The organism is Kitasatospora sp. NPDC059973, from assembly GCF_042737525.1.
GTDB lineage: Bacteria > Actinomycetota > Actinomycetes > Streptomycetales > Streptomycetaceae > Kitasatospora.
The window spans coordinates 1-24148 of sequence record NZ_JBHWUI010000035.1 but is presented as its reverse complement, the minus strand read 5'-3'; the positions used below and the strand labels follow the sequence as shown (position 1 = coordinate 24148).

Below are 24148 nucleotides of genomic sequence, written 5' to 3'. Positions count from 1 at the left end.
TCCCACCGACGACACCGGCCCGGTGGTCGTGGGACCACCGGGCCGGGGAGTGGGAACGATCACTCGGCGTCGAGCTGCGCACCGACCTCGTCGCTGATGTCGAAGTTGGCGAAGACGTTCTGCACGTCGTCGCTGTCCTCCAGGGCGTCGATCAGCTTCAGGATCTTGCGGGCGCCGTCGACGTCCAGCTCGACCTGCATGCTCGGGAGGAAGTTGGCCTCGGCCGAGTCGTAGTCGACGCCGGCGTCCACCAGCGCGGTCCGGACGGCGACCATCTTCGAGGCCTCGGAGACGATCTCGAAGGACTCGCCGAGGTCGTTGATCTCCTCGGGCTCCTGGTCGAGGACGACCTCGAACAGCTTGTCCTCGTCGACGCCGTCGGCCTTGGGGACGATCACGACGCCCTTGCGGTTGAACAGGTACGAGACCGAGCCCGGGTCGGCCATCGAACCGCCGTTGCGGGTCATCGCCACGCGCACGTCGGAGGCGGCGCGGTTGCGGTTGTCGGTGAGGCACTCGATGAGGACGGCGACACCGTTCGGGCCGTAGCCCTCGTACATGATCGTCGAGTAGTCGGCCCCGCCGGCCTCCGCACCCGAGCCGCGCTTGACGGCGCGGTTGATGTTGTCGATCGGGACGGAGCTCTTCTTCGCCTTCTGGATGGCGTCGTACAGCGTGGGGTTGCCGGCCGGGTCGCCGCCGCCGGTGCGCGCCGCCACCTCGATGTTCTTGATCATCTTGGCGAAGAGCTTGCCGCGCTTGGCGTCGATCACGGCCTTCTTGTGCTTGGTGGTAGCCCACTTAGAGTGGCCGGACATCGCCAGCTCCTTTACGTCGCCAAAGGGAAATGAACAGGAGGGATCTTACCGGTGCCGCCACCGGTGGGGTGCACACGGTCCGCGTGCGGCGGCGAAGCGTTACCGGGCGGCCGCCGCCAGGTGCTCCTCGACCATCCGCACGAAGTAGCCGTGCACCCGGTGGTCGCCGGTGAGCTCGGGGTGGAAGGAGGTCGCCAGCAGGTTGCCCTGGCGGACGGCGACGACGCGGCTCTCCGGACCGTCGGCGGCCGGCAGCTCGGCCAGCACCTCGACGCCCGCGCCGACGGCCTCGACCCAGGGGGCGCGGATGAACACGCCGTGCACCGGGGCGTCGTCCAGGCCGCGGAAGGCGATGCCGGACTCGAAGGACTCGTTCTGGCGGCCGAAGGCGTTGCGGCGCACGGTCATGTCGATGCCGCCCACGGTCTCCTGGTCGTCGCGGCCGTCCAGGATCTTGTCGGCCAGCATGATCATGCCCGCGCAGGTGCCGTAGACCGGCATGCCCCCGACGACCCGCTCGCGCAGCGGTTCCATCACGCCGAACAGCAGGGCCAGCTTGGACATGGTGGTGGACTCCCCGCCGGGGATCACCAGCGCGTCGACCTCGGCCAGCTCCTCGGCACGGCGCACCGGGCGGGCGAGCGCGTCGGCCTCGGCCAGCGCGACCAGGTGCTCGCGGACATCGCCCTGCAGGGCGAGGACGCCGATGACTGGAGTGCTCACGGTCTCAAACCTCTTCGATCGTTACGTCGTGTGTACGTGGCGCGGCCCGCCGCGCGCCGAGGCGCTGCGGCGGGCCGGCGCTGGGCGCGGGGCCGACTACCAGCCGCGGTTGGCGTAGCGCTCGCTCTCGGGCAGGGTGTCGCAGTTGATGCCGACCATGGCCTCGCCCAGGTTGCGGGAGGCGTCCGCGATGATCTTCGGGTCGTCGAAGAAGGTGGTGGCCTTGACGATCGCGGCGGCACGCTTGGCCGGGTCGCCCGACTTGAAGATGCCGGAGCCGACGAAGACGCCCTCGGCACCGAGCTGGCGCATCAGCGCGGCGTCGGCCGGGGTGGCCACACCACCGGCGGAGAACAGCACGACCGGCAGCTTGCCGAGCTCGGCGACCTCCTTGACCAGCTCGTACGGAGCGCGCAGCTCCTTGGCGGCGGCGAACAGCTCGTTGTTGTCGTAGCCGCGCAGCCGGGCGATCTCGTTCTTGATCTGGCGCAGGTGGCGGACCGCCTCGACGACGTTGCCGGTGCCGGCCTCGCCCTTGGAGCGGATCATGGCCGCACCCTCGGCGATCCGGCGCAGGGCCTCGCCCAGGTTGGTGGCACCGCAGACGAACGGCGTGGTGAACGCCCACTTGTCCGAGTGGTTCACCTCGTCGGCCGGGGTCAGCACCTCGGACTCGTCGATGTAGTCCACGCCGAGCGACTGCAGGACCTGGGCCTCGACGAAGTGGCCGATCCGGGACTTCGCCATGACCGGGATCGAGACCGCGGCGATGATCTCCTCGATCATGTTCGGGTCCGACATGCGCGCGACGCCGCCGTCCTTGCGGATGTCGGCGGGCACCCGCTCCAGCGCCATGACGGCGACAGCGCCGGCGTCCTCGGCGATCTTGGCCTGCTCGGCGTTGACCACGTCCATGATCACACCGCCCTTGAGCTGCTCGGCCATGCCGCGCTTGACCCGGGCGGTACCGATCTGCGGCTGGTCTGCGGTGGTGGGGGTGGTGGACACGTGAGACCTCACTCGAAGATGAACCAGTGCTATCGCCCTATGGTAGGCGGAAGAAATGGTCTTTCCATGCGCCATCAAGTCCAGGCTGGCCGACGGGATACGACAAACAGGCCGGATCCGGGCACACCCGGTCCGGCCTGTGAGACGCCCGCTCCTCAGGCCGGAGCACCCTCCGGGGTCAGCGCCGACGGCGGGGCGTCGTCCATCTCGAAGGCCATCGGGAACGGTGCCTTGCCCGCCAGCCGGAAGTAGCGCACCAGCCGGTGTTCGCGCACCGCCCGGGCCGCACGCACCGCGTCGTTGTGGAACCGCCGCGCCATCGGCACCCGGCGCACCGCGGCCGTCAGCTCCTTGACCGCCTCCTCGCCGCCCGGCTCGGCCACCAGCACCGCGACCTGCTCCGGCTCGGCGAACACCGCCCGCAGCGCCATGCTCAACTGGCTCTCCGCCACCTCGCGCTGCTCGTCGTCGGCCTGCCGGGCCGCGTGCGCCGCGTCCAGCAGCAGCAGCGAGGCCGCCGGGTCCAGCAGCGAGGAGGCCGCCAGCTCGATCGCGACCGAGGCCCGCCGGACCAGCTGCGCGTCCAGCGCCGCCCGCGCGGCGTCGATCCGGGCGTGCAGCCGGTCCAGTCGGCCGGCCGTCCAACTCAGGTACATGCCGAACAGCACCACGGCCACGGCGGCCCAGATCCAGGTAGTCACGGGGCGCTACGCTACCGGGTGCCCGGCGTCAGCCTCCGACGGTGGCACTCCGGTAGCTGGCGCGGTCGATGTCCTCGACGTTCACCGCGGTGAACAGCCGGGTGCCCGGCGCCGGCGCGATCCGCTCCGCCAGCAGCGCCAGCACGGCGTCGCTGAGCGCCGCCTTCGCCTCCGGGGTACGGCCCGGGAAGATCTGGAACTCGACGTACACCTGGGCGTCGCCCGCGCCCTCGCCGTCCTCCACGCCCACCACGAAGTCCCGCACCTCGCGGAAGACCGTCTTGCACGCCTCCGGGCTCGCGTCGATGGTCTTCACCACCAGCCGGTTGATCGCCAGGCCCAGCGCACGCCGGTCGAAGGCGCCGGACAGGCTCGGGGAGTAGTCGACGGAGATCTGCGGCATCCGGTGCCTCCAGGGTCACGATGATCGGTGGTTCAGGCAGCCCAACCCCGGACGGCCCCCGCCGATTCCCGGCCGACCGGCCCCCGGACGCCCGGGTCAGTCCCGGGCCAGCCCGAACCGCCCGCGCCGGCCGCCGCGCTCGTCCTCGCCGACCACCGCCACCGCGCCGGCCGTCACCGTCTCGTACACCGCCAGGATGTCCGCACCGACCGTCGACCAGTCGAACCGCCGCACGTGCCGGGACGCCGCCTTGCGCAGCTCCTCCAGCCGGCCCGGGTCCCCCAGCAGCCGCAGTGCCGCCGCGGCCAGCGCGTCCGCGTCCTCCACCGGGAACAGCTCCCCCGCGTCCCCGCCGTCCAGCACCTGCTTGAACGCGTCCAGGTCGCTCGCCAGCACCGGGGCGCCCGCCGACATCGCCTCCACCAGGATGATCCCGAAGCTCTCGCCACCGGTGTTCGGCGCCACGTACAGGTCGACGCTGCGCAGCAGCCGGGCCTTGTCCCGGTCGCTCACCATGCCGAGGAACTCCACCTGCGCGCGGACCTCCGGCGCCAGGCCGGCGACCGCCTCCTCCTCGTCGCCCTTGCCGGCCACCAGCAGCCGCACCCCCGGCCGCTCGGCCAGGATCCGCGGCAGGGCCGCCAGCAGCGTCGGCAGGCCCTTGCGCGGCTCGTTGATCCGGCCGATGAAACCGATCGTGCCGGGCTCGCCGGACGCCGCCCCACCCGTCCAGCGCGCGTCCGGCTCCGCCTCCGCGAAGAAGCCGACGTCCACCCCGTTGGGGATCACCACCGCGTCTCCGCCCAGGTGCTCCACCAGGGTCCGCCGGGCGTACTCGCTCACCGCGATCCGCGCCCGCATCTTCTCCAGGCCGGGCTGCAGGATCGGCGAGGCCGCGATCATCGCCCGCGACCGCGGATTGGACGTGTGGAAGGTGCCGACCATCGGCCCCGACGCCGACCAGGCGGCCAGCATCGACAGGCTCGGCGAGGCCGGCTCGTGCACGTGCAGGATGTCGAACCGGCCCTCGTTCAGCCACCGCCGGACCCTGGCCGCCGAGAGGATGCCGAAGCTCAGCCGCGCGACCGAGCCGTTGTACGGCACCGCCACCGCCCGCCCCGCCGAGACCACGTACGGCGGCAGCGCCTCGTCGTCCTCCGCGGGCGCCAGCACCGACACCTCGTGGCCGAGGCCGATCAGGTGCTCGGCCAGGTCCCGGATGTGGAACTGCACCCCGCCGGGAACGTCCCAGTCGTACGGGCAGACGATGCCGATCTTCACTGGTTCCTCGTGATCCTGTAGGTGCGGCGGGTGCGGCGGGTCAGGGCCCGGAGGCCTCGGCGGCGGGCTCGCCGGCGGCCGGAGCGGGGCGGGCGGCGCCGGCCGGCCGCGCCGGCTCCTCCACCGCGGCGCGGACCGGCAGGTCCGCCAGCCAGAACCGCTGCAGCATGTGCCAGTCCTCGGGGTGCTCGCGGATCCCCTGCTCCCAGACGTCAGCCATGGCCTGCACCATCGCCTGGGTCTTCTCCTTGCGGTCCCCCTCCGGCGGCGGAACGATCTCGGGGTGGATCCGCGCCCGCAGCAGCGGGCCGTCGTACCAGAGCGAGACCGGCAGCAGCGCCGCCCCGGTCCGCTGGCAGAGCGCCGCCGGACCGGCCGGCATCCTGGTCGCCTCCCCGAAGAAGGACACCTCGATCCCGGCCTCCGAGAGGTCCCGGTCGCCGACCAGGCAGACCAGCTTCCCCTCCCGCAGCCGGCGGGCCAGCGTACCGACGACGTTCACCCCGCCGCCGGTCAACGCGAGCACCTCCATGCCCAGGCTCTCCCGGAACGCCACGAAGCGGTCGAACAGCTTCTCGGGCTTCAGCCGCTCCGCGACCGTGGTGAACGGGTACCCCTCCAGCGCCACCCAGGCGCCCGCGAGGTCCCAGTTCCCCATGTGCGGCAAGGCGACGACCGCACCGCGGCCGGACTCCATCGCCTCCCGCAGCTGCTCGAAGCCGGCCACCTGCACATCGCGGGCCACCCGCTGCCGGCTCCACACCGGCAGCCGGAAGGACTCCATCCAGTACCGCATGTACGACCGCATCCCGGCCCGCGACAACTCCCGCAGCCCGGCCTCGTCCAGCCCCGGCCGGACCCGCCGCAGGTTCGCCTCCAGCTGGAGCACCCGCTTGCCGCGCCTGCGCCAGGCGAAGTCGGCGATCCGGTCGAACAGGCCCCGCGCCACCGGCTCCGGCAGGTGCCGCAGCACCGCCCAGCCCGACGCGTAGGCCGAGTACACCAGTCGGTCCTTCACCGAAGGCCCGCCCCCCATCAGCTCCCGGCCGCCGCTCGGTCGGCCTCGAACGCCTCGCGGCGCACCGTCAGCATCCGCTGGAACACCGTGACCAGGCTGCCCGCGGCCACCAGCCACAGCGCCACCGGCAACAGCCACTCCACATAGGGCACCCCGAAGGTGTGCAGACCCGCGACGCCGGCCGCGACCAGACTGATCACCAGCCGCTCGGCCCGCTCCACCAGCCCCGACACATCACACGGCAGCCCCTGGCTCTCCGCCCGCGCCTTGGTGTACGACACCACCAGGCCGCTGGCCAGGCAGAAGATCGCCACGGCACAGAGCAGATCGTTGTCGCCCCCGCCCGCGTACCACATCGCCAGCCCGCCGAAGATCGCGGCGTCCGCGACCCGGTCCAGCGTGGAGTCCAGGAAGGCACCCCACTTGGTCGACCGGCCCAGCTGCCGCGCCATGTTCCCGTCCACCAGGTCCGAGAAGATGAACAGCGTGATCGTGATGGTGCCCCAGAAGAACTCCCCACGCGGGAAGAACACCAGCGCACCGGCGACCGAACCGGCGGTACCGATCAGCGTCACGGCGTCCGGGCTCACCCCCAGCCGGATCAGGAACGCGGCGAACGGGGTCAGGACACGTGTGAAGAAGGCACGCGCGTATTTGTTGAGCATGGCCTTCCGAACCGCTCCGATCTCCCTGGTACCCGCCTGCGGCGGAGTACGCGGCAGACGGCCGGACGGATCAGCCCACCCGGCGCACCCATCGTAGTCACGCCCACGACGCCCCTCCGCGCACCGCACCGCCCGCCCGCCCCCACCGCCCGCCCACCCGCGACCCCCGGCGCACGGCCGCACACACCCGGTCACCGCGCACCCCCAGAACACGCGCCCCCGCGAACACCGCCCCTAGACTTTTCACGTCAGCCTCGGCGCGACGGGAGGAGACCCCGATGCCCGACCGCAGCACCGCACGATCCGGCCAGGCGCCCAGCGTCACCGACCCCGGACTGCTGCGCAACGTCGTCCTCATCGGCTGCAGCGGCGTGGGCAAGACCACCCTCGCCGAATCCCTCGCCCTCACCGCCGGCGCCCTCGGCCGGGCCGGCCGCGTCACCGACGGCAACACCGTCTCCGACCACGAGGACATCGAGCACCAGCAGCAGCGCTCCGTCCAGCTCTCACTGCTCCCCCTCGAATGGAACGGCGTCAAGGTCAACCTGATCGACCCGCCGGGCCACCCCGACTTCACCGCCGACCTGCGGGCCGCCCTGCACGCCGCCGACGGCGCCGTCTTCGTCGTCTCGGCCACCGACCCGGTCACCACCCCCACCCGCGCCCTCTGGCGCGAGTGCGCCGCCGAAGGCATCCCCCGCGCCATCGCCGTCGCCAAGTTCGACATCGCCCGCAGCGACTTCGACGACATCCTCACCGCCTGCCACGACGCCTTCGGGCTCGGCCCGGACACCCTTCGCCCGCTCTTCCTCCCCGTCCACCACGACGGCCACCCCGCCGGCACCGTCGACCTGCTCACCGGCCGCACCTACGGCGAGGCCGAACCGCTGCCCGACACCGGCCCCGCCCGCGAGAGCCTCGTCGAAGCCATCTCCGGCCAGGACGACACCCTCATGGAGCGCTACCTCGCCGGCGAACCGCTCGACACCGACGCCCTCGAAGCCGGTCTGCGCCGCGAAGTCCTCGCCTGCGCCCTGCACCCCGCCCTGCCCACCACCGACCGCGGCCTCGGCTCGGCCGAACTCCTTGACCTCATCACCACCGCGTTCCCCGACCCCACCGAACGCACCCGCCCCGGCCCGGACTGCGACCCCGACGCCCCCCTCGCCGCCCAGGTCGTCCGCGTCACCGCCGACGCCTACGTCGGCCGGATCAGCCTGCTGCGGATCTACGCCGGCACCCTGCGCCCCGACACCCACATCCACCTCACCGGCCCCGACCACCCCGAGGACCAGACCGGCGACGAACGCGTCACCGGCCTCACCAGCCCGTTCGGCAAGCTCCAGCGGCCCGTCCCGCACGCCGTCGCCGGAGACCTCGTCTGCGCCGCCAAGGTCAGCACCGCCCGCCCCGGCGACACCGTCCACGAACCCGGCCACCCCGTGAAGCTCGACGGCTGGCCGCTGCCCGAACCGCTCCTGCCGATCGCCATCGAGGCGCACAGCAAGGGCGACGACGACCGGCTCTCCCAGGCCCTTGCCCGGCTCACCGCCGAAGACCCGGCGCTGCGCCTGGAACAGAACCCCGACACCCACCAGCTGGTCCTCTGGTGCACCGGCGAGGCCCACGCCGAGGTCGTCCTCGACCGGCTCCGCGGCCGGCACGGCGTCCACGTCGACACCGTCGAACCCAAGGTCGCCCTGCGCGAGACCTTCGGCACCGCCGCCGCCGGCCACGGCCGACTGGTCAAGCAGTCCGGCGGGCACGGCCAGTACGCGATCTGCGAGCTGGAGGTCGAACCGCTGCCGGCCGGCGCCGGCTTCGAGTTCCGGGAACACGTCGTCGGCGGCGCCGTGCCCAAGCACTTCATCCCCTCGGTGGAGAAGGGCGTCCGCGCCCAGCTCGCCAAGGGCGTCGGCGCCGGGTACCCGCTCGTCGACATCCGGGTCACCCTCACCGACGGCAAGGCGCACTCCGTCGACTCCTCCGACTCCGCCTTCCAGAACGCCGCCGCCCTCGCCCTGCGCGACGCCGCGGAACACGCCGTCATCCGACTGCTCGAACCGGTCTCCGCGGTCAGCGTCCTACTGCCCGACGACTACCTCGGCGCCGTCCTCGGCGACCTCTCCGCCCGCCGCGGCCGGGTCCTCGGCACCGAGACCGGCGGCCCGGGCCTCACCCTGCTCCGCGCCGAGGTCCCCGAGCTCGAACTCGCCCGCTACCCCGTCGACCTGCGCTCCCTCACCCACGGCACCGCCGAGTTCTCCCGCGCCCATCTGCGCCACGAACCCATGCCCGCCGCCCTCGCGGCCAAGCACACCGCCTGACGGCCCCGGAGCGTCAGCGCTTCGGCAGCGCGCAGGCGGGCGTCCCGCCCGGCATCCGGTGCCGGTTCTTCGCCACCCAGCGGTACAGCACGTCCGCGAGCGGCCGCACCGGCGCCAGCGCCAGCACCCCGCCCAGGTACGCCCAGACCCCGCCCGACCGCATCAGCAGCCGCGCCACCGCCTGCGCACCGCCGTACACCCGGCCGGCCGGCGTCACCCAGAGCACCTCGCGCCCGGCCCGCTCCCAGGACACCTCGCCGCGCCCGCCGGCCAGCGCGTCCAGCCCGGCGAGATCCGCGAACTGGAACGGCTCCGCCTCCCAGCCGCCCGACGCCAGGGTCTGGCGCAGGTACCGCTCCGCCCAGCCGGCACACGTCGTGCAGAACGCGCAGTCCCCGTCGAAAACCAGCACCGGATCCTTCATCACGGCTCCCTCCGTACGGCCCATGCGCCCATCGTGCACCATTGCGCCCGTCCACCCCCCGCACACGGGTATCGCACGGCGCAAAGGTGGGCATCATGCCCCACGAGCGCGTACTGGCCCGAACGTGACGGCACTTCAGACGATCATCCGCGCGCCGGTACCGCGGCGCGGTACCCTGCCGCTGACAAGGGGAGGAGGGGAAGCCACCGTGACGACACTCGACATGACCCCGGGTGCGCAGATACCCCGGACCGACACCGGCCCGCAGACCGCCGTCACCCAGGCGCTCTCCTCGGCCGCCTACCGCGACGGCGAGGTCCGCGGCTTCGTCGAGACCGTCGCCAACGCCACCGAGAAGAAGGGCCGCTTCGCCCTCTTCCGCCCCAACCTCGGCGAGGCCTTCAGCCGCGCCGTGATCGGACGCACCCTCGGCGGCGACCGCAAGCCCCTCGTCCCGTCCTTCGGCATCGACACCCGGCAGATCGTCGAGCACTGCCTGGCCGCCGAGGACCTGCGCGCCGCCCGAGACCGCCGGCTCACCACCGTCACCCTCGTCACCGGTCTGCTCTTCCTGCCCGGCGCCCTGGTCTGGCTCGGCGCCTTCCAGCTCCGCGCCTGGCTCAAGCGGGACAGCCCCAGGAACGCCGGCGTCGTCGGCGCGGTGGTCCTCCTCGTGGCGGCCGCCGTCGGCGTGCTGCTCGCCCTCAAGCCGCCCGCCGGCGGCCTGTTGGGCGTCTACCTGCGCATCGTGATGCTCGCACCGGTCGTCGGCTGGTACCTTGCCAAGCGCATCGTCGTCGGCACCGCCGTCGACCTGCGCAACCGCTGGCGCGACCTCGTCGAGGGCAACGCCGTGGCCGCGACCGTCCCCATGGCCGTCCCGCGCGACGACCTGGACAAGAAGGCCGCCGACCTGCGGGCCAAGCTCGGCCGGCTCGAAGCCGAGCAGGACACCAACATCCAGCACTACGCCGGTCCCAAGGGGATCCTCGGCGCCGGCCGGCGCTGGGGCGAGTGGAAGATGGTCGATGCCCTGCGCCCGGCCGAGGGCCACGCCGACTTCCGCGCGTTCCACCCCTGGGACCTCGTCCGCAAGATCGCCGGGCACCTCAAGGGCCTCGGCATCAGCGAGGTCGCCAACAGCGGCATTCCCAACGTCGCCGTCAAGCAGTGGGTGGTCTTCGAGGTCGGCGAGGGCGCCGACGAGATCGGCCGCCCCGGCAACGCCGACATGGACGGCGACCGGATGCGCGACTTCGCCGTCCAGGCCATAGCGGACAAGCAGACCTTCCCCGGCGGCCCCCGGCACTACCTCGCCACCCAGTTCGTCACCCACGACGGCAAGCTGGTGCTCACCTTCACCGTCACCGTCGTCCTGCTCGCGCACACCATGAACGTCAGCGTGGCCGGTTACGCGCTCGGCCCGGTCAACGGCGTCTTCTCCGACAAGCCCAAGGACAAGGAGAAGTCCGTCCCGAAGAGCCTGAAGTTCTGGGAGGAGCGGACGGTCAAGCTCCCGCTGATCGACAACGACGAGGTGGTCCGGCAGGCCGTCCGCGCCCCCCTCCACCGCAGCCCCGGCCTGCTCGCCTGGCTCGGCGGCGGCCTCGGCCTGCCCGAGCCGTTCGGCCTGCGCCACGTCTGGGCCGCGCCGCCCTGGAACACCCGGTCGATGACCGACAACGCGCTCAACGCCGCCACCCCGGTGCTCACCGCCGTCCACGCGGCCGTGCTGGAGTTCCTGGAGGAGCACGACCTCGACACCGAGCGCTTCTTCAAGAACCGCGCCTCGATCATCAAGTCCGAGGCGCAGGGCACCCGGCCCTACAAGGTCGACCAGTACGACGCCGGCTGAGCGGCCCGACGCAGAGCAGGGGAAAGGGGCCCACCGGTTCTTCGGTGGGCCCCTTTCCCCTGCGGTTCAGCCCCGCGGTTCAGCCCTGCGGCCAGGCCTCGGCCAGCATCTTGCGGGTGTCCGCCAGCAGCTGCGGCAGCACCTTGGTGTGGCCGACCACCGGCATGAAGTTGGTGTCCCCGCCCCAGCGCGGCACCACGTGCTGGTGCAGGTGCGCCGCGATCCCGGCGCCCGCCGCCGCGCCCTGGTTCATCCCGATGTTGAACCCGTGCGCGCCCGAGGCCGCCCGCAGCGCCGCCATCGCCTTCTTGGTGAACACGGCCAGCTCGGCCGTCTCCGCGTCGTCCAGCTCGGTGTAGTCCGCGACGTGCCGGTACGGGACCACCATCAGGTGCCCGCCGTTGTACGGGTACAGGTTGAGCACCGCGAACACGGAGCTCCCGCGCGCGACGACCAGCCCTTCCTCGTCGCTCAGCGACGGGATCGAGCAGAACGGACAACCGTCGTCCGGAGCCGGACCGGTGGGCTTGTTCTCGCCCTGGATGTAGGCCATCCGATGGGGGGTCCACAGGCGGCGGAAGCCGTCCGGCTCGCCGACGCCCCGCTGCAGTTCCGGCTCAGTCGTCATGCTGATCAGCATATTCGCCCGGCGTGGCTTGCAAAGCAGTGCGGGGCAGACTCCGTGTGGAGACTGCCCCGCGAACCCCGCTGACGCGGGGCGGGAGGTCACACCTGGACGCGACGCTCCACCGCGTCGACGATCTCGGCGACCGCCTCGGCGAGCGGCACGCCGTTCTTCTGCTCGCCGTTGCGGTAGCGGAACGACACCGCGCCCGCCTCGACGTCGTCGTTGCCCGCGATCAGCATGAACGGCACCTTGCTCTTCTGCGCGTTCCGGATCTTCTTCTGCATCCGGTCGTCCGAGGTGTCGACCTCGACCCGGATGCCGCGCTTCTTCAGCTCGGCCGCGACCTCCAGCAGGTACGGCACGTGCTCGTCGGTGATCGGGATGCCGGTCACGGTGACCGGGGCCAGCCACGGCGGCATGGCGCCGGCGTAGTGCTCCAGCAGCACCGCGAAGAACCGCTCGATCGAACCGAACAGCGCACGGTGGATCATGACCGGCCGCTGACGCGAGCCGTCCGCCGCCGTGTACTCCAGGTCGAAGCGCTCGGGCAGGTTGAAGTCGAGCTGGATGGTCGACATCTGCCAGGTCCGGCCGATCGCGTCCTTCGCCTGGACGGAGATCTTCGGGCCGTAGAAGGCCGCGCCGCCCGGGTCCGGGACCAGCGGCAGGCCCTGCTTCTCGGCCACGTTCGCGAGCACGGCGGTGGCCTCCTCCCAGGCCTCGTCCGAACCGACGAACTTGACCGGGTCCTTGGTGGAGAGCTCCAGGTAGAAGTCGGTCAGACCGTAGTCCCGCAGCAGGTTGAGCACGAAGGTCAGCGTGGAGTCGAGCTCCTCCGCCATCTGCTCACGGGTGCAGTAGATGTGCGCGTCGTCCTGGGTGAAGCCGCGGGCGCGGGTCAGGCCGTGCACCACGCCGGACTTCTCGTACCGGTACACCGTGCCGAACTCGAAGAGGCGCAGCGGCAGTTCACGGTACGAGCGGCCGCGCGCGTCGAAGATCAGGTTGTGCATCGGGCAGTTCATGGGCTTCAGGTAGTAGTCCACGCCCTCGTCGAGCTGCATGGGCGGGTACATACCGTCCGCGTACCAGTCCAGGTGGCCGCTCTTCTCGAAGAGCTTCCCCTTGGTGGCGTGCGGGGTGTAGACGAACTCGTAGCCCTCCTCCTCGTGCCGGCGGCGCGAGTAGTCCTCCATGGCGCGGCGGATGATGCCGCCCCTGGGGTGGAAGACGGCGAGGCCGGAGCCGATCTCCTCGGGGATGGAGAAGAGGTCGAGCTCGTTGCCGAGCTTGCGGTGGTCGCGCTTCTCGGCCTCGACCAGGAAGTCGAGGTGCGCCTTCAGCTCGTCCTTGGTCGGCCAGGCGGTGCCGTAGATGCGCTGCAGCATCGGGTTCTTCTCGCTGCCGCGCCAGTAGGCGGCGGCGTTGCGCATCAGCTTGAAGGCCGGGATGTGCCGGGTGGACGGCAGGTGCGGGCCGCGGCAGAGGTCGCCCCAGCAGAGGTCGCCGCTCTTGGCGTCCAGGTTGTCGTAGATGGTCAGCTCGCCCGCGCCGACCTCGACGTCGGCGCCCTCGCCGGCGGTGGCGGCGGAGCCCTTGAGGCCGATCAGCTCCAGCTTGTACGGCTCGGCGGCCAGCTCCTCGGCGGCGGCCTCGTCGGTGACCACCCGGCGGGAGAACTTCTGGCCCTTCTTGATGATCTCCTGCATCTTCTTCTCGATGGCCCTGAGGTCATCGGGGTGGAACGGCTTCTCGACGTCGAAGTCGTAGTAGAAGCCGTCCTTGACCGGCGGGCCGATGCCGAGCTTCGCCTCCGGGAAGAGCTGCTGCACGGCCTGGGCCATGACGTGCGCGGTGGAGTGGCGCAGGATGTCCAGGCCGTCCTTGCTGCCGATCTCGACCGGCTCGACCTCGTCGCCGTCCTGCACGGCGTACGCGAGGTCCTTGAGCTGGCCGGCGATGCGGGCGGCGATGATCGAGCGGTCGTCGGCGAAGAGCTCGGCGGCCGTAGTGCCCGTGGTCACCACGCGCTCTTCCCGATCGGGTTCGCGGTTGATGATTACCCGGACGTCCGTCACCGGTCTCTCCTGACGTGCTGGATTCATAGGACGCAACACGGCGCTGCGCGTGACGATGGTACCGAGAGCACCACCCCCGCCGTGCACCTACGCCCCCGCTCCCCCTTCTCCCAGGGTCTTCAGCAGCCGCTCCCGCTCGGCCTCCTCCAGACCGCACGGCTCCAGCGCTCCCGGGTGGGTGAGCCGCCGGAACCCGCCGCGGCGCTCCAGCCGGCCGCTGACCCGCACCGGAGCCCCGGCCAGGTGGGCCTCGACGGCCACCCGGTAGGCGGGGTCGGCGAGCCGCACCCGGACCTCGCTGACCTCCGCGCCGCCGAGCACCTTCAGCCGGACGGTGCCCGGTCCGGCGGGGTCGGCGCGCTTGAGCCGGACGACCAGGCCGACCACGGTGACGGCGACCGCCGGTTCGATCCGCTCCAGCAGGGCGGCCGCCTCCTCCAGCGCGGGCAGGTCCCCGGGGGAGAACTCCAGGGCGATCCGCCGGTCGCCGAAACCGCCGGGCGGGCCGGCGGCGGCCGACCAGGCGACGGACAGCTGGGCCGCCGTGGCGCCGCGCACCAGGTCCTCGACGGACTGCACCAGCTCCCGGCTGACGCCCGCCTGCACCGCGTTCTCGAAGGCCTCCGGGCCGCCGCTGACCCGCCGGTAGTCCACGGCGTCCCGCAGCGCCTCCAGGGCGCGGACCAGGGTGGTGACCACCGCCCGCCCCTCGGGCGCCGGGGTGTACGCGGTGAGTCCGGCGGCGCCGTCCGCCGCCGGACCGCCGCCGACCACCAGGACCTGCTCCAGGAAGTCCCCGGCCCAGGTGTCCAGCCGGGCGCCGAAGTAGGCGGCCCTGGTCCGCCCGGCCTTGGCGCCGGCCGCCAGCATCGCCCGGGCCGCCCGCTGGAGCCGCTCGGCGCCGTCCCAGGGCGCGGTGCCGGCCGGCCCGGGGAGTTCGCGCCGCCACTGCAGCTCGTCCCCCGGCACCGCCAGGGCGAGCAGGATCGAGCGGGCGGACGGGCTGCGGGAGCGCGACAGCGCGGTGACGGCGTCGGCGAGCAGCTCGACGGCGTCGTCGAAGCCCTCCCCGGCCGGGACCAGCAGGCTGGTGCCCGGGTCGGAGTCGCCCGGGGGCGTCCAGCGGCCGTACCGGGCCGAGGGGCCGCCGCGCCGGACCCAGCCGTGCCGGGCGAGCAGCGTGGTGAGCACCGCCGGGTCGACGGCCGCCGGGTCGGGCAGCGCCCGGGAGACCTCCTGCGGCCCGTGTGGCAGCGTCATGGTCCTGCTCCTCCCCGCCGGGGCCGGGCCGTCACGGGCTGCCGCCCGCGCCGACCCGCGCCATGATGTCGCACAGTGCCCGGTCGTCGAACACCTTCGCGGTGGGCACCCGGACGTTGGTCCGCCGCTGCCCGGTGACCGGGTGTCCGGCCAGGTTGACCCAGTAGCAGCAGTGCCGCAGCTCCAGCGCGTCCGGGCCGGCCGAGAGCCAGCGGTCGACCCGGCGTGGCAGCAGCATCACGACCAGGATCCGGGGCACCGCGACCCGCTCCCGCGCGAGCTTGCGCAGGTGGTCGTTGTCCAGGGTGAAGCTGAAGAAGGGTCCGCGCGGATCGGGTGCGGTCTGTGCGGTGGCCTTCAGCTGGATCTTGACGGTGACCTCGTCGTCCACCGCGTGGGCGCGCGAGCCGTGGCTGACCTGCCAGTCGATGCCGTTGTCGGGGAAGGGCTGGGACAGCGAGCAGCCGGCCGCCGCCGCCACCGCGTGCAGATAGCCGACCTGCAGTGTCTCCATGCAGGCCGTCACGGCCAGATCGCCCCGCAGGACGGCCGCCGCCCCGTCGGGCTGCGGCTCTGTCAGCGTCATCGCCCCGTAGCCTCCCCCGGCCCGCGGGCCCGTCCGGATTCGAACGGGTCGTCTGATCGCAGGGTGCCCGGCCCGGACAGGGCCAAACGGTTGAAGGGGCGTCAGGAGCGGGTATCACCCGGGCGGGAATCGCAGTACCTGAGGGGCAGTCATGCAGCAGCACTGGTACACCGGTCCGCTCGCCTCCTTCGACACCGAGACCACCGGCGTGGACGTCGAGACCGACCGGATCGTCTCGGCCGCCCTGGTCGTCCAACTCAGCCCGGGCGCGGCACCGCGGACCACTTCCTGGCTGGCCGATCCGGGCGTGCCGATACCCGACGGCGCCCGGGCGATCCACGGCATCGGCGACGAGCGGGTGCGCGCGCACGGCCGCCCGGCACAGACGGTGGTGGCGGAGATCGCCCGTGCCCTCGCCGAGCAGAGCCGCGCGGGGCACCCCGTGGTGGTGATGAACGCGCCGTACGATCTGACGCTGCTGGACCGGGAGTTGCGCCGCCACCGGGCCACCGCGCTGGCGGACGCCCTCGGCCCGGACGGGCTGCTGGTGCTCGATCCCCGGGTGCTGGACAAGCACGTGGACCGCTACCGCAAGGGCCGGCGCACGCTGACCGACCTGTGCGCGCACTACGGGGTGGAGCTGACCGGGGCGCACGACGCGGCGGCCGACGCGACGGCGGCCCTGGGGCTGGTCCGGACGATCGGCGCGCGTTACCCGGCGGCGCTGGGCGGGCTGTCGGCGGCCGAGCTGCACCTGCGGCAGGCGGTCTGGCACGCCGCGCAGGCCCGGGGGCTGCAGAACTGGTTCGACCGCTCGGGGACGCCGGAGCGGGTGGACTTCTCCTGGCCGTTGCGCCCGGCCCGCTGCGGGTGCGGACGGCGGCTGTCGGCGGAGCACAGCTGCGAGGTCGCGGCGTAGCCGGACCGGATGCGACGGCCGGCGCTCGCCGGATCGGTCGCTCGGTCGCTCGGTCGCTCGGTCCACGAACGCAACAGGCCCCGATCGGTATCCGATCGGGGCCTGCGTGCTGTCCGGTGGGCGATACTGGGATCGAACCAGTGACCCCTTCGGTGTGAACGAAGTGCTCTCCCGCTGAGCTAATCGCCCGGGCAACGAGAAGAACAGTAGCACCATTCGGGGGGTGTCGTACAACTCGCACCAGCCCGGGCGGCCGGCGCATCGGCAGAACTCGCGCTCCGCGCGGAAGGTGACTGCGCCTCAGTCCGATTCTCCGGCGGCAGTTCACGGGATTGCGGAAATACATGTGAGGCCCAGCCGATAATCGACTGGGCCTCACATATCACAATGCATTCCGGTGGGCGATACTGGGATCGAACCAGTGACCCCTTCGGTGTGAACGAAGTGCTCTCCCGCTGAGCTAATCGCCCGGGTGCAGGGAAAACATTACCGCATCCCCCGGGGTGCTCCGAACACGCCCGCCCCGGGCCCCCGCCCCGACCCGTCACCCGAACGGGCCGCCACCGGTCGCCGCGGCCGGGTCAGTGCCGGTCGATCTTCCAGGGCATGGTGAGCCCGTACTTCCAGAGGTACCAGGCGCCGATCCCGGCGATCACCGCCAGGCCGATCGCGGTGAGTGTGATGTTGCGGCGGCGGACCCTCGGGTCCATCGCCTTCTGCGCCGCCTCGGCCACCTTGCGGCGGGTCCAGCGCAGGGCCAGCTGGGCCCAGACGAACTCGGTGGCCCAGACGCCCATCCCCAGGAAGATGACCACCCAGCCGGGGCCGGGCAGCGGCAGCATGATCACCCCGGCCACCACCACCGCCAGGCCGACCAGGAAGACGGCCACCTGCCAGCTCAGGTGCAGCGGCCTGGACCGCCGGATGAAGTGCGGCGCGCGCGAGCCCAGCGGCCGGCCGCCGTCGGCGCCCGCCGCGTCCTGCGCCCCGTCCCCGTCCGGCGTGGGTACCCCCGAGTCGTCCGGCACGACCGCATCACCCGTTCTCGTGTTCCCGCCCGCGTTCCCGCGCGCCTTGTCGCTTCGCACAGTCATGCCAGGAAACTAACCGAGAAGTGGCCCGGTAATGCCCCGGCGGGCACTCCGTGCCGATTCCGCAATGCGCCGTAAGGGGTACGACTCGGCCCCGAATCGGGACAGAGGGGTTTACATCGGTCGTGGAGGTGGGATGGTCCGTTCGCCGACGTGCGATTCCCCGAGCGCACACTGAGCGAAAGGCCATGGCGCTTATGAACACCACGGTCAGCTGCGAGCTGCACCTGCGCCTCATCGTGTCCAGCGAGTCCTCACTGCCCGTCCCCGCGGGCCTGCGCTACGACACCGCCGACCCCTATGCCGTGCACGCCACGTTCCACACCGGCGCCGACGAGACGGTGGAGTGGGTGTTCGCCCGAGATCTCCTTGCGGAGGGGCTGCATCGACCCACCGGCACCGGCGACGTCCGGGTCTGGCCCTCGCGCAGTCACGGGCAAGGGGTGGTCTGCATCGCGCTGAGCTCTCCGGAAGGAGAAGCCCTGCTGGAGGCCCCGGCCCGAGCGCTTGAGTCGTTTCTCAAGCGCACGGACGCCGCCGTGCCGCCCGGCACCGAACACCGTCACTTCGACCTCGACCGGGAGCTGTCCCACATCCTCGCCGAAAGCTGACCCCGACCGGAGGCGGTCACGCCCCGCCGTCGGCGGGGCCGTAACCCCCTGCTGTCACCGCTGCCGTCCTACTCGGGGGCACGGCAGCACGACTCAGCCGCGCACGACGCGGACTCGGGGCCGGTGAAACGGTCCGCCCCCACCGGGGCGGACTGCAGCACCGCAGGCGCCCGGCACTGGAGCCGGCCATCCGTACGGGTGGCCGGCCTCGCTGCCGGGCGCCGCTGTTTCCCGGCGGTGGGTGATCGGACTTCGCGGGTCCGCGACACGGCCGCCCGCACACCCCGTCGCAATCCGTACACGCCTTCGACCGAAGCGGCGGCCCGCCGCTGCGGGGCCCGGTAAGGTCTGAGACTGACCGTAGACGCGGGGTGCCGACGGCCCCCTCCGCGCGAGGAGCCCCCACGTGCTGATCACCCATGACACCGAGTGCGCGCTGAGCATCCTCGTCGAGCTGCTCAACACGGCGCCCGAGGTGTGCGGCAGCGAGCTGCTGCCCGACGTGGCCGCGCTGGACGCCTTCGTGGTCCGCCAGGAGATCAGCGAGATCGACTCGCTGACCGAGGACGACCTGCGCAAGGTGCAGGAGCTGCGCACCCGGCTGCGGGAGGTGTTCGGCACCGAGTCCACGGCGGAGGCCGCCGAGCTGGTCAACGCGCTGGTCGCGGCCGCCGGCACCACGCCCCGGCTCACCAACCACGACCACCACGGCTGGCACATCCACTACTTCGCCCCGCACGCCGCGCTGCACGACCACCTGGCGGCCGAGCTGGGCATGGCCCTGGCGTTCATCCTCACGGCGGGCGAGCGCGAGCGGCTGCGCCGCTGCGAGGCGCCGGACTGCGCCCGCGTCTTCGTCGACCTCTCCCGTAACCGGTCCCGGCGCTACTGCGACAGCCGGACCTGCGGGAACCGGCTGCACGTCGCCGCCTACCGGGCGCGCCAGCGCTCGGCGGAGGCCGTGCCCTCCGCCTGAGCGCTCACCGGCCCCCGCTCGCCGTGACCGCCGCGTTCAGATGCCGCGGCGGCGCAGGATCTCCTCGATGTCGGCGAAGTCGCCGAGGCCGTCGTCCCGCTTGCCCGCCTTCGGCGCGGTGCTCCTGGGAGCGGCGGCCTTCGGGGCGGCGGAGGGCCGGCCGGCCGGTGCACCGGTGACGGCGGCCCGTCCCGGGGCGGGCCCGGCGGCGGGCGGCGCGGAGCCGGTGGCGTCCACCGCGCGGCGGCGGCCCGCCCAGCGGGTGGTGACCAGCAGGGCGGCCGACACCGCGAGCAGCGCGATGCCCGTCCAGACCCGGGGGTCGAACACCAGCTTGGTCGCCCAGTCGGCGAGCTCGCTGCCGATCGTGCGCGCCACCGGGAAGAGGCCGGTCAGGTAGAGGCCGGCCGGCAGCAGCGCCACGGCGAACCAGCGGGTCGCGGAGAGGTAGCGCCGGCGGTAGGCGCGCAGGCCCGCGACGGCCACGCCCGCGGCGGTGAGCACGAAGGAGACCGCCGCCGTCAGCACGGCGGCACTCCGTCACGTCCAGTTGTCCTCGTCATCGGGTCGGACCTCCCGTCGCTTCCGGCCGGCGCCCGGGCACACCGCCGGGACGGCGCGGTGCCCACTAGTGGAACACTGGGGGCATGATCGAAGGTTCCCTCCCCCGTCTCGAGTTCTGGTGCGAGCTCCAGTGTCCGGACTGCCGCACCGCCCTGGACGACGTCCGGGCGCTGCGCGAGCAGTACGGTGACGCGCTCGTCGTCGAGTTGCGCCACTTCCCGCTGGAGAAGCACAAGCACGCGTACGCCGCGGCGCAGGCCGCCGAGGAGGCGTTCGCCCAGGGCCTGGGGTGGCCGTACGTGGAGGCCCTGCTGGAGCGGGTCGACGACCTGGCGGCTCGCGGCGAGGAGGTGCTGCTGGAGGTGGCCCGCGCCGTGGGAGTGGATGCCGAGGAGGTCGACACCGCGCTGGTCGACGGCCGGCACACGCTGATCGTGGACGCCGACCAGGCCGAGGGGAAGGCGATCGGGGTGCGGGGCACCCCGACGTATGTGATCGGCGGGAAGCGGCTGGACGGCGGGCAGAGCCAGGACGGCCTGCGGGACCGGATCGTCGCCGTCATCGAGGCGGCGAAGGCGTCCTGACGCCAAGTCAGGTCAGCGGCTTGCCGTAGACCCGGTTGGTGACCCGGTAGCCGAGCGACTCGTAGAGCCGGATCGCGACCGCGTTCCCGGTGAACACGTTGAGCCCGAGGTCCCTCACACCGGCGGCCAGGCACTCGCGTTCGGCGAGCAGCATCAGCGAGCGGCCGTGGCCGGCGCCCCGGTGGGCCTCGGCCACCTCGACGACCATCACCCAGGCGAGCGGGGCGCCGTCGGGCAGGTCCCGGACCCGCAGGGCAAGCCAGAGCGAGCCCAGCGGGTCCGGCGCGTCCCCGTAGAGCCGGCGCAGGGCCACGCCGGGGCTGTCGGCGCCCTGCGGCAGCAGGGACTGGTGGTCGGCGTCCGACTTGGCGCGGGCCTGCTCGGCGCCGAGGCCGGAGGAGACCAGGTCGGACAGATAGCCCTCCTTGGCGTCGGCCAGCCACCCGGGGAAGGCCTCGGCGTCGATCCGGCGCGCGGCGACGCCGGCCGGGAGCGCGGGCGGGGCGGCGAGCCGCTTGGCCATGTTCCGCATCCGCTCGGTGTAGCCGAGGGCGACGGCGAGGCCGCGGGCGGCCGGCGCCGCCTCCGGGACGTCGGCGTCGACCCGGGTGCAGCCCCAGCCGCGGAGCACCTCCTCGGCCGCGAGCGCACCGAAGGTGCCGCGCCCCCGGCCGCGCCCCTCGTGCACCTCCAACTCCGATATCTCACCCCAGAGTTGATTGCCGCGGCGAATGGCGGTGGTGCGCAGCGCGCCGACCGGGCGGCCGTTGGCGCAGATCTGCCAGCGTCTGGTGCGGCCGCCGGCGGCGGGTGACTCCGGCCCCTCGGGGCGCAGCGTGGTGGTCATGTCGTGGTCCCTTCCCCGCCGCCCGGGTGTTCTATCCGCCGGGGGGCCGCGAGGAGTCCGGGGCCGGTGTGGTGGGGCTCAGGGGTCGAGGTCGTCGCCGCTGCGCTCGGTGAAGACGGCCAGGGCCTTGGTGGTGACGGGGCCCGGTCCGGCGAGTTCACGGTCGTCGATCCGGGTGACGGCCTGGACGTCGCGCAGGGTGGAGGTCAGGAAGATCTCGTCGGCCTCCCGGAGCACGTCCAGCGGCAGGTCCGTCTCCTCGGCGCCGCACCAGTCGACGACGAGCTGCCGGGTGATGCCGGCCAGGCAGCCGGAGGCGAGGGTGGGGGTGAGCAGGCGGCCGCCGAGGACGACGAAGACGTTGGAGCCGGTGCCCTCGCAGAGCTGCCCGGCGGTGTTGGCGAACAGGGCTTCGGAGGCCTGGACGCGGTGGGCGGCGGCGAGCGCGACGACGTTCTCGGCGTAGGAGGTGGTCTTGAGGCCGGCGACGGCGCTGTGCTCGTTGCGGCGCCACGGGACGGTGGCGGCGGCGGTGGTGTCGGGGCGGCGGGCGGCGGTGCCGAGGGAGACGACCAGGGTGGGGGCGTCCTGGCCGCGCTCCGAGCCGAGCGGGGCGATGCCGCCGGTGTAGGTGAGGCGCAGGCGGCCCAGGGGCATCGGGTTGGCGGCCAGCACCTGGGCGCAGGCTTCGCGGACCAGGTCGTGGTCGGGGTCGGGCAGGCCGAGGCCGCGGGCGGAGCGGGTGAGCCGGTCGAGGTGACGGGTGACGGCGAAGGCCCGGCCGTCGACGGCCTTCATCGTCTCGAAGACGCCGTCGCCGGTGGTGAGGCCGTGGTCGAGGACGGACAGGGCGGCGTCGGCGGAGTCGACGAGTGACCCGTTGACCCAGCTCTTGGTGGGGTGCTGCATCGAGGGCTGCTCCTCAAGGCGGTTGCGCGGTGCGGTGAGCCTGGGTCGGTGGTGGCCCGGGGGTGTGCGTCCCGCTTCAGTCGGTTGCGGTGCCCGACGCTATCGCGACCAGGCGGGCGGCCTTCAGTTCGGTTTCCGCCCACTCGCGCGCCGGGTCGGAGCCCCAGGTGATGCCCGCGCCGGTGCCGAAGCGCAGCACGGGTGCGCCGGGGTCGGTCCGGTCGATCCAGAACGTGCGGATGCCGACGGCGAGTTCGCTCTCGCCGCGGTCGGCGTCGACCCAGCCGACGGCTCCGCAGTAGGGGCCGCGCGGGGCGGTCTCCAGGGCGTCGATGATCCGCAGCGCGCTGGACTTGGGGGCGCCGGTGACGGAGCCGGGCGGGAAGGTCGCGCCGAGGAGTTCGGGCCAGCCGGCCTCCGGGCGCAGGGTGCCCTGGACGGTGGAGACCAGGTGGACGAGGCCGGGGTGCTTCTCGACGACGCAGAGGTCGGGGACGGTGACGGTGCCGGTCTCGCACACCCGGCCGAGGTCGTTGCGGACCAGGTCGACGATCATCACGTTCTCGGCGTGGTCCTTCTCCAGCAGGTCGGCCTCGGTGCGGCCGGTGCCCTTGATCGGGCCGGAGGAGACGGTGCGGCCGTCGCGGCGCAGGTAGAGCTCGGGCGAGGCGGTCGCGATCTCGACGCCGTGTCCGGGCAACCGGACGGTGCCCGCGTAGGGGGCGGGGTTCCCGTGTGCGAGCAGACCGGTGAGGGCGTCGATGTCGGTGCGGTCCCGGTCCGGCAGCGGCGCGGAGAGGACGCGGCAGAGGTTGGCCTGGTAGACCTCGCCGGCCGCGATGTGGTCGCGGATGCGGCGGACGCCGGCCTCGTAGGCGGCGCGGTCCAGGGAGCTGTGCCAGCTGTCGGCGGCCGGGCCGAGCCAGCCCGCGCCGGACGGGGGCGCGGGGGCGGGGCGGACGTCGTCGAAGCGGGCGCAGGTGAGGCGGCCCTCGAAGTCGTGGACGACGGCCCAGAAGCCGGCGGAGTCGAGGGCGGCCGGGTCCGAGGTGACGTCGCGCAGCCCGGTGGCGAGGCGGCCGCCGAAGCGGGCGAGCGGGCTGTGGGGGACGGGCTGGCCGGACACGGTTCTCCTGCGCGGGCTGGTGGGGCTGCGGTGCCTGAAGTGTAGGTCGGGGGCGCGGGCGGGGGTCGGGCCGCCGCAGGGGGCGTGAGCAGGTGCGGGCGTCGCGCGGGTGTGCGCCGGGTGGCCGGCGGCTGACCGTCGGGTGCGCCGCAGGTGGGGGCGGTGGCCACCCGGAACGGCTGACGGGGCGGCACCCCGGGGGCACCCCCGCGGCACGCTGCGGGAACGGATTTTTAGCTGGCCCGGGAATCCGCTAGAGTTCAACACGTCGCCAGGGAGCGCAGCCGCACAAAAGCGGTGAGACCCCCGGGAGACAGGCGGACGTGGCTCAGTTGGTAGAGCATCACCTTGCCAAGGTGAGGGTCGCGAGTTCGAATCTCGTCGTCCGCTCGATGGAGAACAGTGTAAGATCGTTCTTCGAGTGTTGCCTGGTGGAGTGGCCGAGAGGCGAGGCAACGGCCTGCAAAGCCGTCTACACGGGTTCAAATCCCGTCTCCACCTCCAAGAGGTACGACCGGTTCGACCGGGCGACCTCCCCGCGCGATTAGCTCAGCGGGAGAGCACTACCTTGACACGGTAGGGGTCACTGGTTCAATCCCAGTATCGCGCACGTCGGATCCTTCGGGGTCCGCTGCAGGACCGCCACACCAGGCGCGATTAGCTCAGCGGGAGAGCACTACCTTGACACGGTAGGGGTCACTGGTTCAATCCCAGTATCGCGCACGTCGGATCCTTCGGGGTCCGCT

The 24148-nt window shown here is 72.7% G+C and carries 24 protein-coding genes and 6 tRNA genes; 10 read left to right on the top strand and 20 right to left on the bottom strand.

The annotated features are described in order from the left end of the window. Positions 1–59: 59 nt before the first annotated feature. The 8 genes from ACFWA9_RS12690 to pgsA all read right to left on the bottom strand — a co-directional run bounded on the left by ACFWA9_RS12690 (position 60) and on the right by pgsA (position 6617). Positions 60–818: a YebC/PmpR family DNA-binding transcriptional regulator gene (locus ACFWA9_RS12690; RefSeq protein ID WP_329486820.1), complete on the bottom strand. Its 759-nt coding sequence runs from the start codon at positions 816–818 to the stop codon at positions 60–62. Positions 819–917: 99 nt separating this feature from the next. After that, positions 918–1541: a pyridoxal 5'-phosphate synthase glutaminase subunit PdxT gene (gene pdxT / locus ACFWA9_RS12685; RefSeq protein WP_380386232.1), complete on the bottom strand. Its 624-nt coding sequence runs from the start codon at positions 1539–1541 to the stop codon at positions 918–920. 96 nt (positions 1542–1637) lie between these two features. Next, positions 1638–2549 carry a pyridoxal 5'-phosphate synthase lyase subunit PdxS gene (gene pdxS / locus ACFWA9_RS12680; RefSeq protein WP_329486822.1) on the bottom strand — a complete coding sequence of 304 codons (912 nt, stop codon included), beginning with the start codon at positions 2547–2549 and terminating at the stop codon, positions 1638–1640. A 155-nt stretch (positions 2550–2704) separates the two neighbouring features. Beyond that, complete coding sequence (locus ACFWA9_RS12675; RefSeq protein WP_329486823.1) at positions 2705–3250, bottom strand: hypothetical protein; 546 nt, start codon at positions 3248–3250, stop codon at positions 2705–2707. Positions 3251–3278: 28 nt separating this feature from the next. Then, positions 3279–3653: a 5-carboxymethyl-2-hydroxymuconate Delta-isomerase gene (locus tag ACFWA9_RS12670; RefSeq protein ID WP_380386229.1), complete on the bottom strand. Its 375-nt coding sequence runs from the start codon at positions 3651–3653 to the stop codon at positions 3279–3281. 96 nt (positions 3654–3749) lie between these two features. Continuing rightward, on the bottom strand, positions 3750–4934 hold the full coding sequence (locus ACFWA9_RS12665) for a glycosyltransferase family 4 protein (RefSeq protein WP_329486826.1): 1185 nt from the start codon (positions 4932–4934) through the stop codon (positions 3750–3752). 40 nt (positions 4935–4974) lie between these two features. Beyond that, a complete protein-coding gene (locus ACFWA9_RS12660; protein ID WP_352293277.1) occupies positions 4975–5970 on the bottom strand; it encodes a phosphatidylinositol mannoside acyltransferase in 996 nt (331 codons plus the stop codon). Next, the gene (pgsA, locus tag ACFWA9_RS12655; protein ID WP_352293275.1) at positions 5970–6617 is read right to left on the bottom strand and encodes a phosphatidylinositol phosphate synthase; all 648 of its coding nucleotides are present in this window, start codon (positions 6615–6617) and stop codon (positions 5970–5972) included. The genes ACFWA9_RS12660 and pgsA overlap by 1 nt, the downstream gene beginning before the upstream one ends. A 278-nt stretch (positions 6618–6895) precedes the next feature. Between pgsA and ACFWA9_RS12650 the strand changes: the two genes are divergently transcribed. Next, complete coding sequence (locus ACFWA9_RS12650; protein ID WP_380386225.1) at positions 6896–8944, top strand: elongation factor G-like protein EF-G2; 2049 nt, start codon at positions 6896–6898, stop codon at positions 8942–8944. Positions 8945–8957: 13 nt separating this feature from the next. Here the strand turns inward: ACFWA9_RS12650 and ACFWA9_RS12645 are convergent, their stop codons facing one another. Continuing rightward, complete coding sequence (locus ACFWA9_RS12645; protein ID WP_329486831.1) at positions 8958–9392, bottom strand: DUF393 domain-containing protein; 435 nt, start codon at positions 9390–9392, stop codon at positions 8958–8960. Positions 9393–9576: 184 nt separating this feature from the next. Here ACFWA9_RS12645 and ACFWA9_RS12640 point away from each other — a divergent pair, with 184 nt between their 5' ends. After that, on the top strand, positions 9577–11223 hold the full coding sequence (locus ACFWA9_RS12640) for a hypothetical protein (RefSeq protein WP_352293271.1): 1647 nt from the start codon (positions 9577–9579) through the stop codon (positions 11221–11223). Between the two features lie 79 nt (positions 11224–11302). Here the strand turns inward: ACFWA9_RS12640 and ACFWA9_RS12635 are convergent, their stop codons facing one another. The 4 genes from ACFWA9_RS12635 to ACFWA9_RS12620 form a co-directional block, all read right to left on the bottom strand. Beyond that, positions 11303–11863 carry an HIT family protein gene (locus tag ACFWA9_RS12635; RefSeq protein ID WP_380386222.1) on the bottom strand — a complete coding sequence of 187 codons (561 nt, stop codon included), beginning with the start codon at positions 11861–11863 and terminating at the stop codon, positions 11303–11305. An 86-nt stretch (positions 11864–11949) separates the two neighbouring features. Continuing rightward, positions 11950–13929: a threonine--tRNA ligase gene (gene thrS, locus ACFWA9_RS12630; protein ID WP_380386219.1), complete on the bottom strand. Its 1980-nt coding sequence runs from the start codon at positions 13927–13929 to the stop codon at positions 11950–11952. Between the two features lie 87 nt (positions 13930–14016). Continuing rightward, entirely contained in the window at positions 14017–15189 is a 1173-nt protein-coding gene (locus ACFWA9_RS12625; protein WP_352293266.1) for a hypothetical protein, read from the bottom strand. A 31-nt stretch (positions 15190–15220) separates the two neighbouring features. Continuing rightward, positions 15221–15775, bottom strand: a complete 555-nt coding sequence (locus tag ACFWA9_RS12620) for a DUF4365 domain-containing protein (protein ID WP_380386216.1) — start codon at positions 15773–15775, stop codon at positions 15221–15223. Between the two features lie 151 nt (positions 15776–15926). Between ACFWA9_RS12620 and ACFWA9_RS12615 the strand changes: the two genes are divergently transcribed. Then, on the top strand, positions 15927–16694 hold the full coding sequence (locus tag ACFWA9_RS12615; protein ID WP_352293261.1) for a 3'-5' exonuclease: 768 nt from the start codon (positions 15927–15929) through the stop codon (positions 16692–16694). Between the two features lie 117 nt (positions 16695–16811). Here the strand turns inward: ACFWA9_RS12615 and ACFWA9_RS12610 are convergent. The 3 genes from ACFWA9_RS12610 to ACFWA9_RS12600 form a co-directional block, all read right to left on the bottom strand. Continuing rightward, positions 16812–16883, bottom strand: a tRNA-Val gene (locus ACFWA9_RS12610). Positions 16884–17092: 209 nt separating this feature from the next. After that, a tRNA-Val gene (locus ACFWA9_RS12605) sits at positions 17093–17164 on the bottom strand. Positions 17165–17275: 111 nt separating this feature from the next. Further along, a complete protein-coding gene (locus tag ACFWA9_RS12600; RefSeq protein ID WP_380386213.1) occupies positions 17276–17788 on the bottom strand; it encodes a TIGR02611 family protein in 513 nt (170 codons plus the stop codon). Positions 17789–17982: 194 nt separating this feature from the next. Here ACFWA9_RS12600 and ACFWA9_RS12595 point away from each other — a divergent pair, with 194 nt between their 5' ends. Beyond that, on the top strand, positions 17983–18396 hold the full coding sequence (locus ACFWA9_RS12595) for an SsgA family sporulation/cell division regulator (protein WP_030056266.1): 414 nt from the start codon (positions 17983–17985) through the stop codon (positions 18394–18396). A gap of 406 nt (positions 18397–18802) precedes the next feature. Then, positions 18803–19372, top strand: a complete 570-nt coding sequence (locus tag ACFWA9_RS12590) for a CGNR zinc finger domain-containing protein (RefSeq protein ID WP_352293258.1) — start codon at positions 18803–18805, stop codon at positions 19370–19372. A 36-nt stretch (positions 19373–19408) separates the two neighbouring features. Here ACFWA9_RS12590 and ACFWA9_RS12585 read toward each other — a convergent pair whose 3' ends face one another. Further along, entirely contained in the window at positions 19409–19900 is a 492-nt protein-coding gene (locus ACFWA9_RS12585) for a hypothetical protein (protein WP_380386210.1), read from the bottom strand. A 119-nt stretch (positions 19901–20019) separates the two neighbouring features. On the opposite strand from ACFWA9_RS12585, the gene ACFWA9_RS12580 reads away from it, so the two are divergent. Further along, the gene (locus tag ACFWA9_RS12580; protein WP_329486842.1) at positions 20020–20520 is read left to right on the top strand and encodes a DsbA family protein; all 501 of its coding nucleotides are present in this window, start codon (positions 20020–20022) and stop codon (positions 20518–20520) included. A gap of 7 nt (positions 20521–20527) precedes the next feature. Here ACFWA9_RS12580 and ACFWA9_RS12575 read toward each other — a convergent pair whose 3' ends face one another. From ACFWA9_RS12575 to ACFWA9_RS12565, 3 genes are all read right to left on the bottom strand, one after another. After that, positions 20528–21367 carry a GNAT family N-acetyltransferase gene (locus tag ACFWA9_RS12575; protein WP_329486843.1) on the bottom strand — a complete coding sequence of 280 codons (840 nt, stop codon included), beginning with the start codon at positions 21365–21367 and terminating at the stop codon, positions 20528–20530. 78 nt (positions 21368–21445) lie between these two features. Further along, on the bottom strand, positions 21446–22276 hold the full coding sequence (locus tag ACFWA9_RS12570; RefSeq protein ID WP_352293254.1) for an aminodeoxychorismate lyase: 831 nt from the start codon (positions 22274–22276) through the stop codon (positions 21446–21448). A 76-nt stretch (positions 22277–22352) separates the two neighbouring features. Beyond that, entirely contained in the window at positions 22353–23402 is a 1050-nt protein-coding gene (locus ACFWA9_RS12565; RefSeq protein ID WP_380386205.1) for a chorismate-binding protein, read from the bottom strand. A 317-nt stretch (positions 23403–23719) separates the two neighbouring features. Between ACFWA9_RS12565 and ACFWA9_RS12560 the strand changes: the two genes are divergently transcribed. From ACFWA9_RS12560 to ACFWA9_RS12545, 4 genes are all read left to right on the top strand, one after another. After that, positions 23720–23792, top strand: a tRNA-Gly gene (locus ACFWA9_RS12560). A 40-nt stretch (positions 23793–23832) separates the two neighbouring features. Next, positions 23833–23906: transfer RNA gene (locus tag ACFWA9_RS12555), tRNA-Cys, on the top strand. A gap of 34 nt (positions 23907–23940) precedes the next feature. Continuing rightward, positions 23941–24012: transfer RNA gene (locus ACFWA9_RS12550), tRNA-Val, on the top strand. A gap of 41 nt (positions 24013–24053) precedes the next feature. Then, a tRNA-Val gene (locus ACFWA9_RS12545) sits at positions 24054–24125 on the top strand. The last annotated feature ends 23 nt before the right edge of the window (positions 24126–24148 follow it).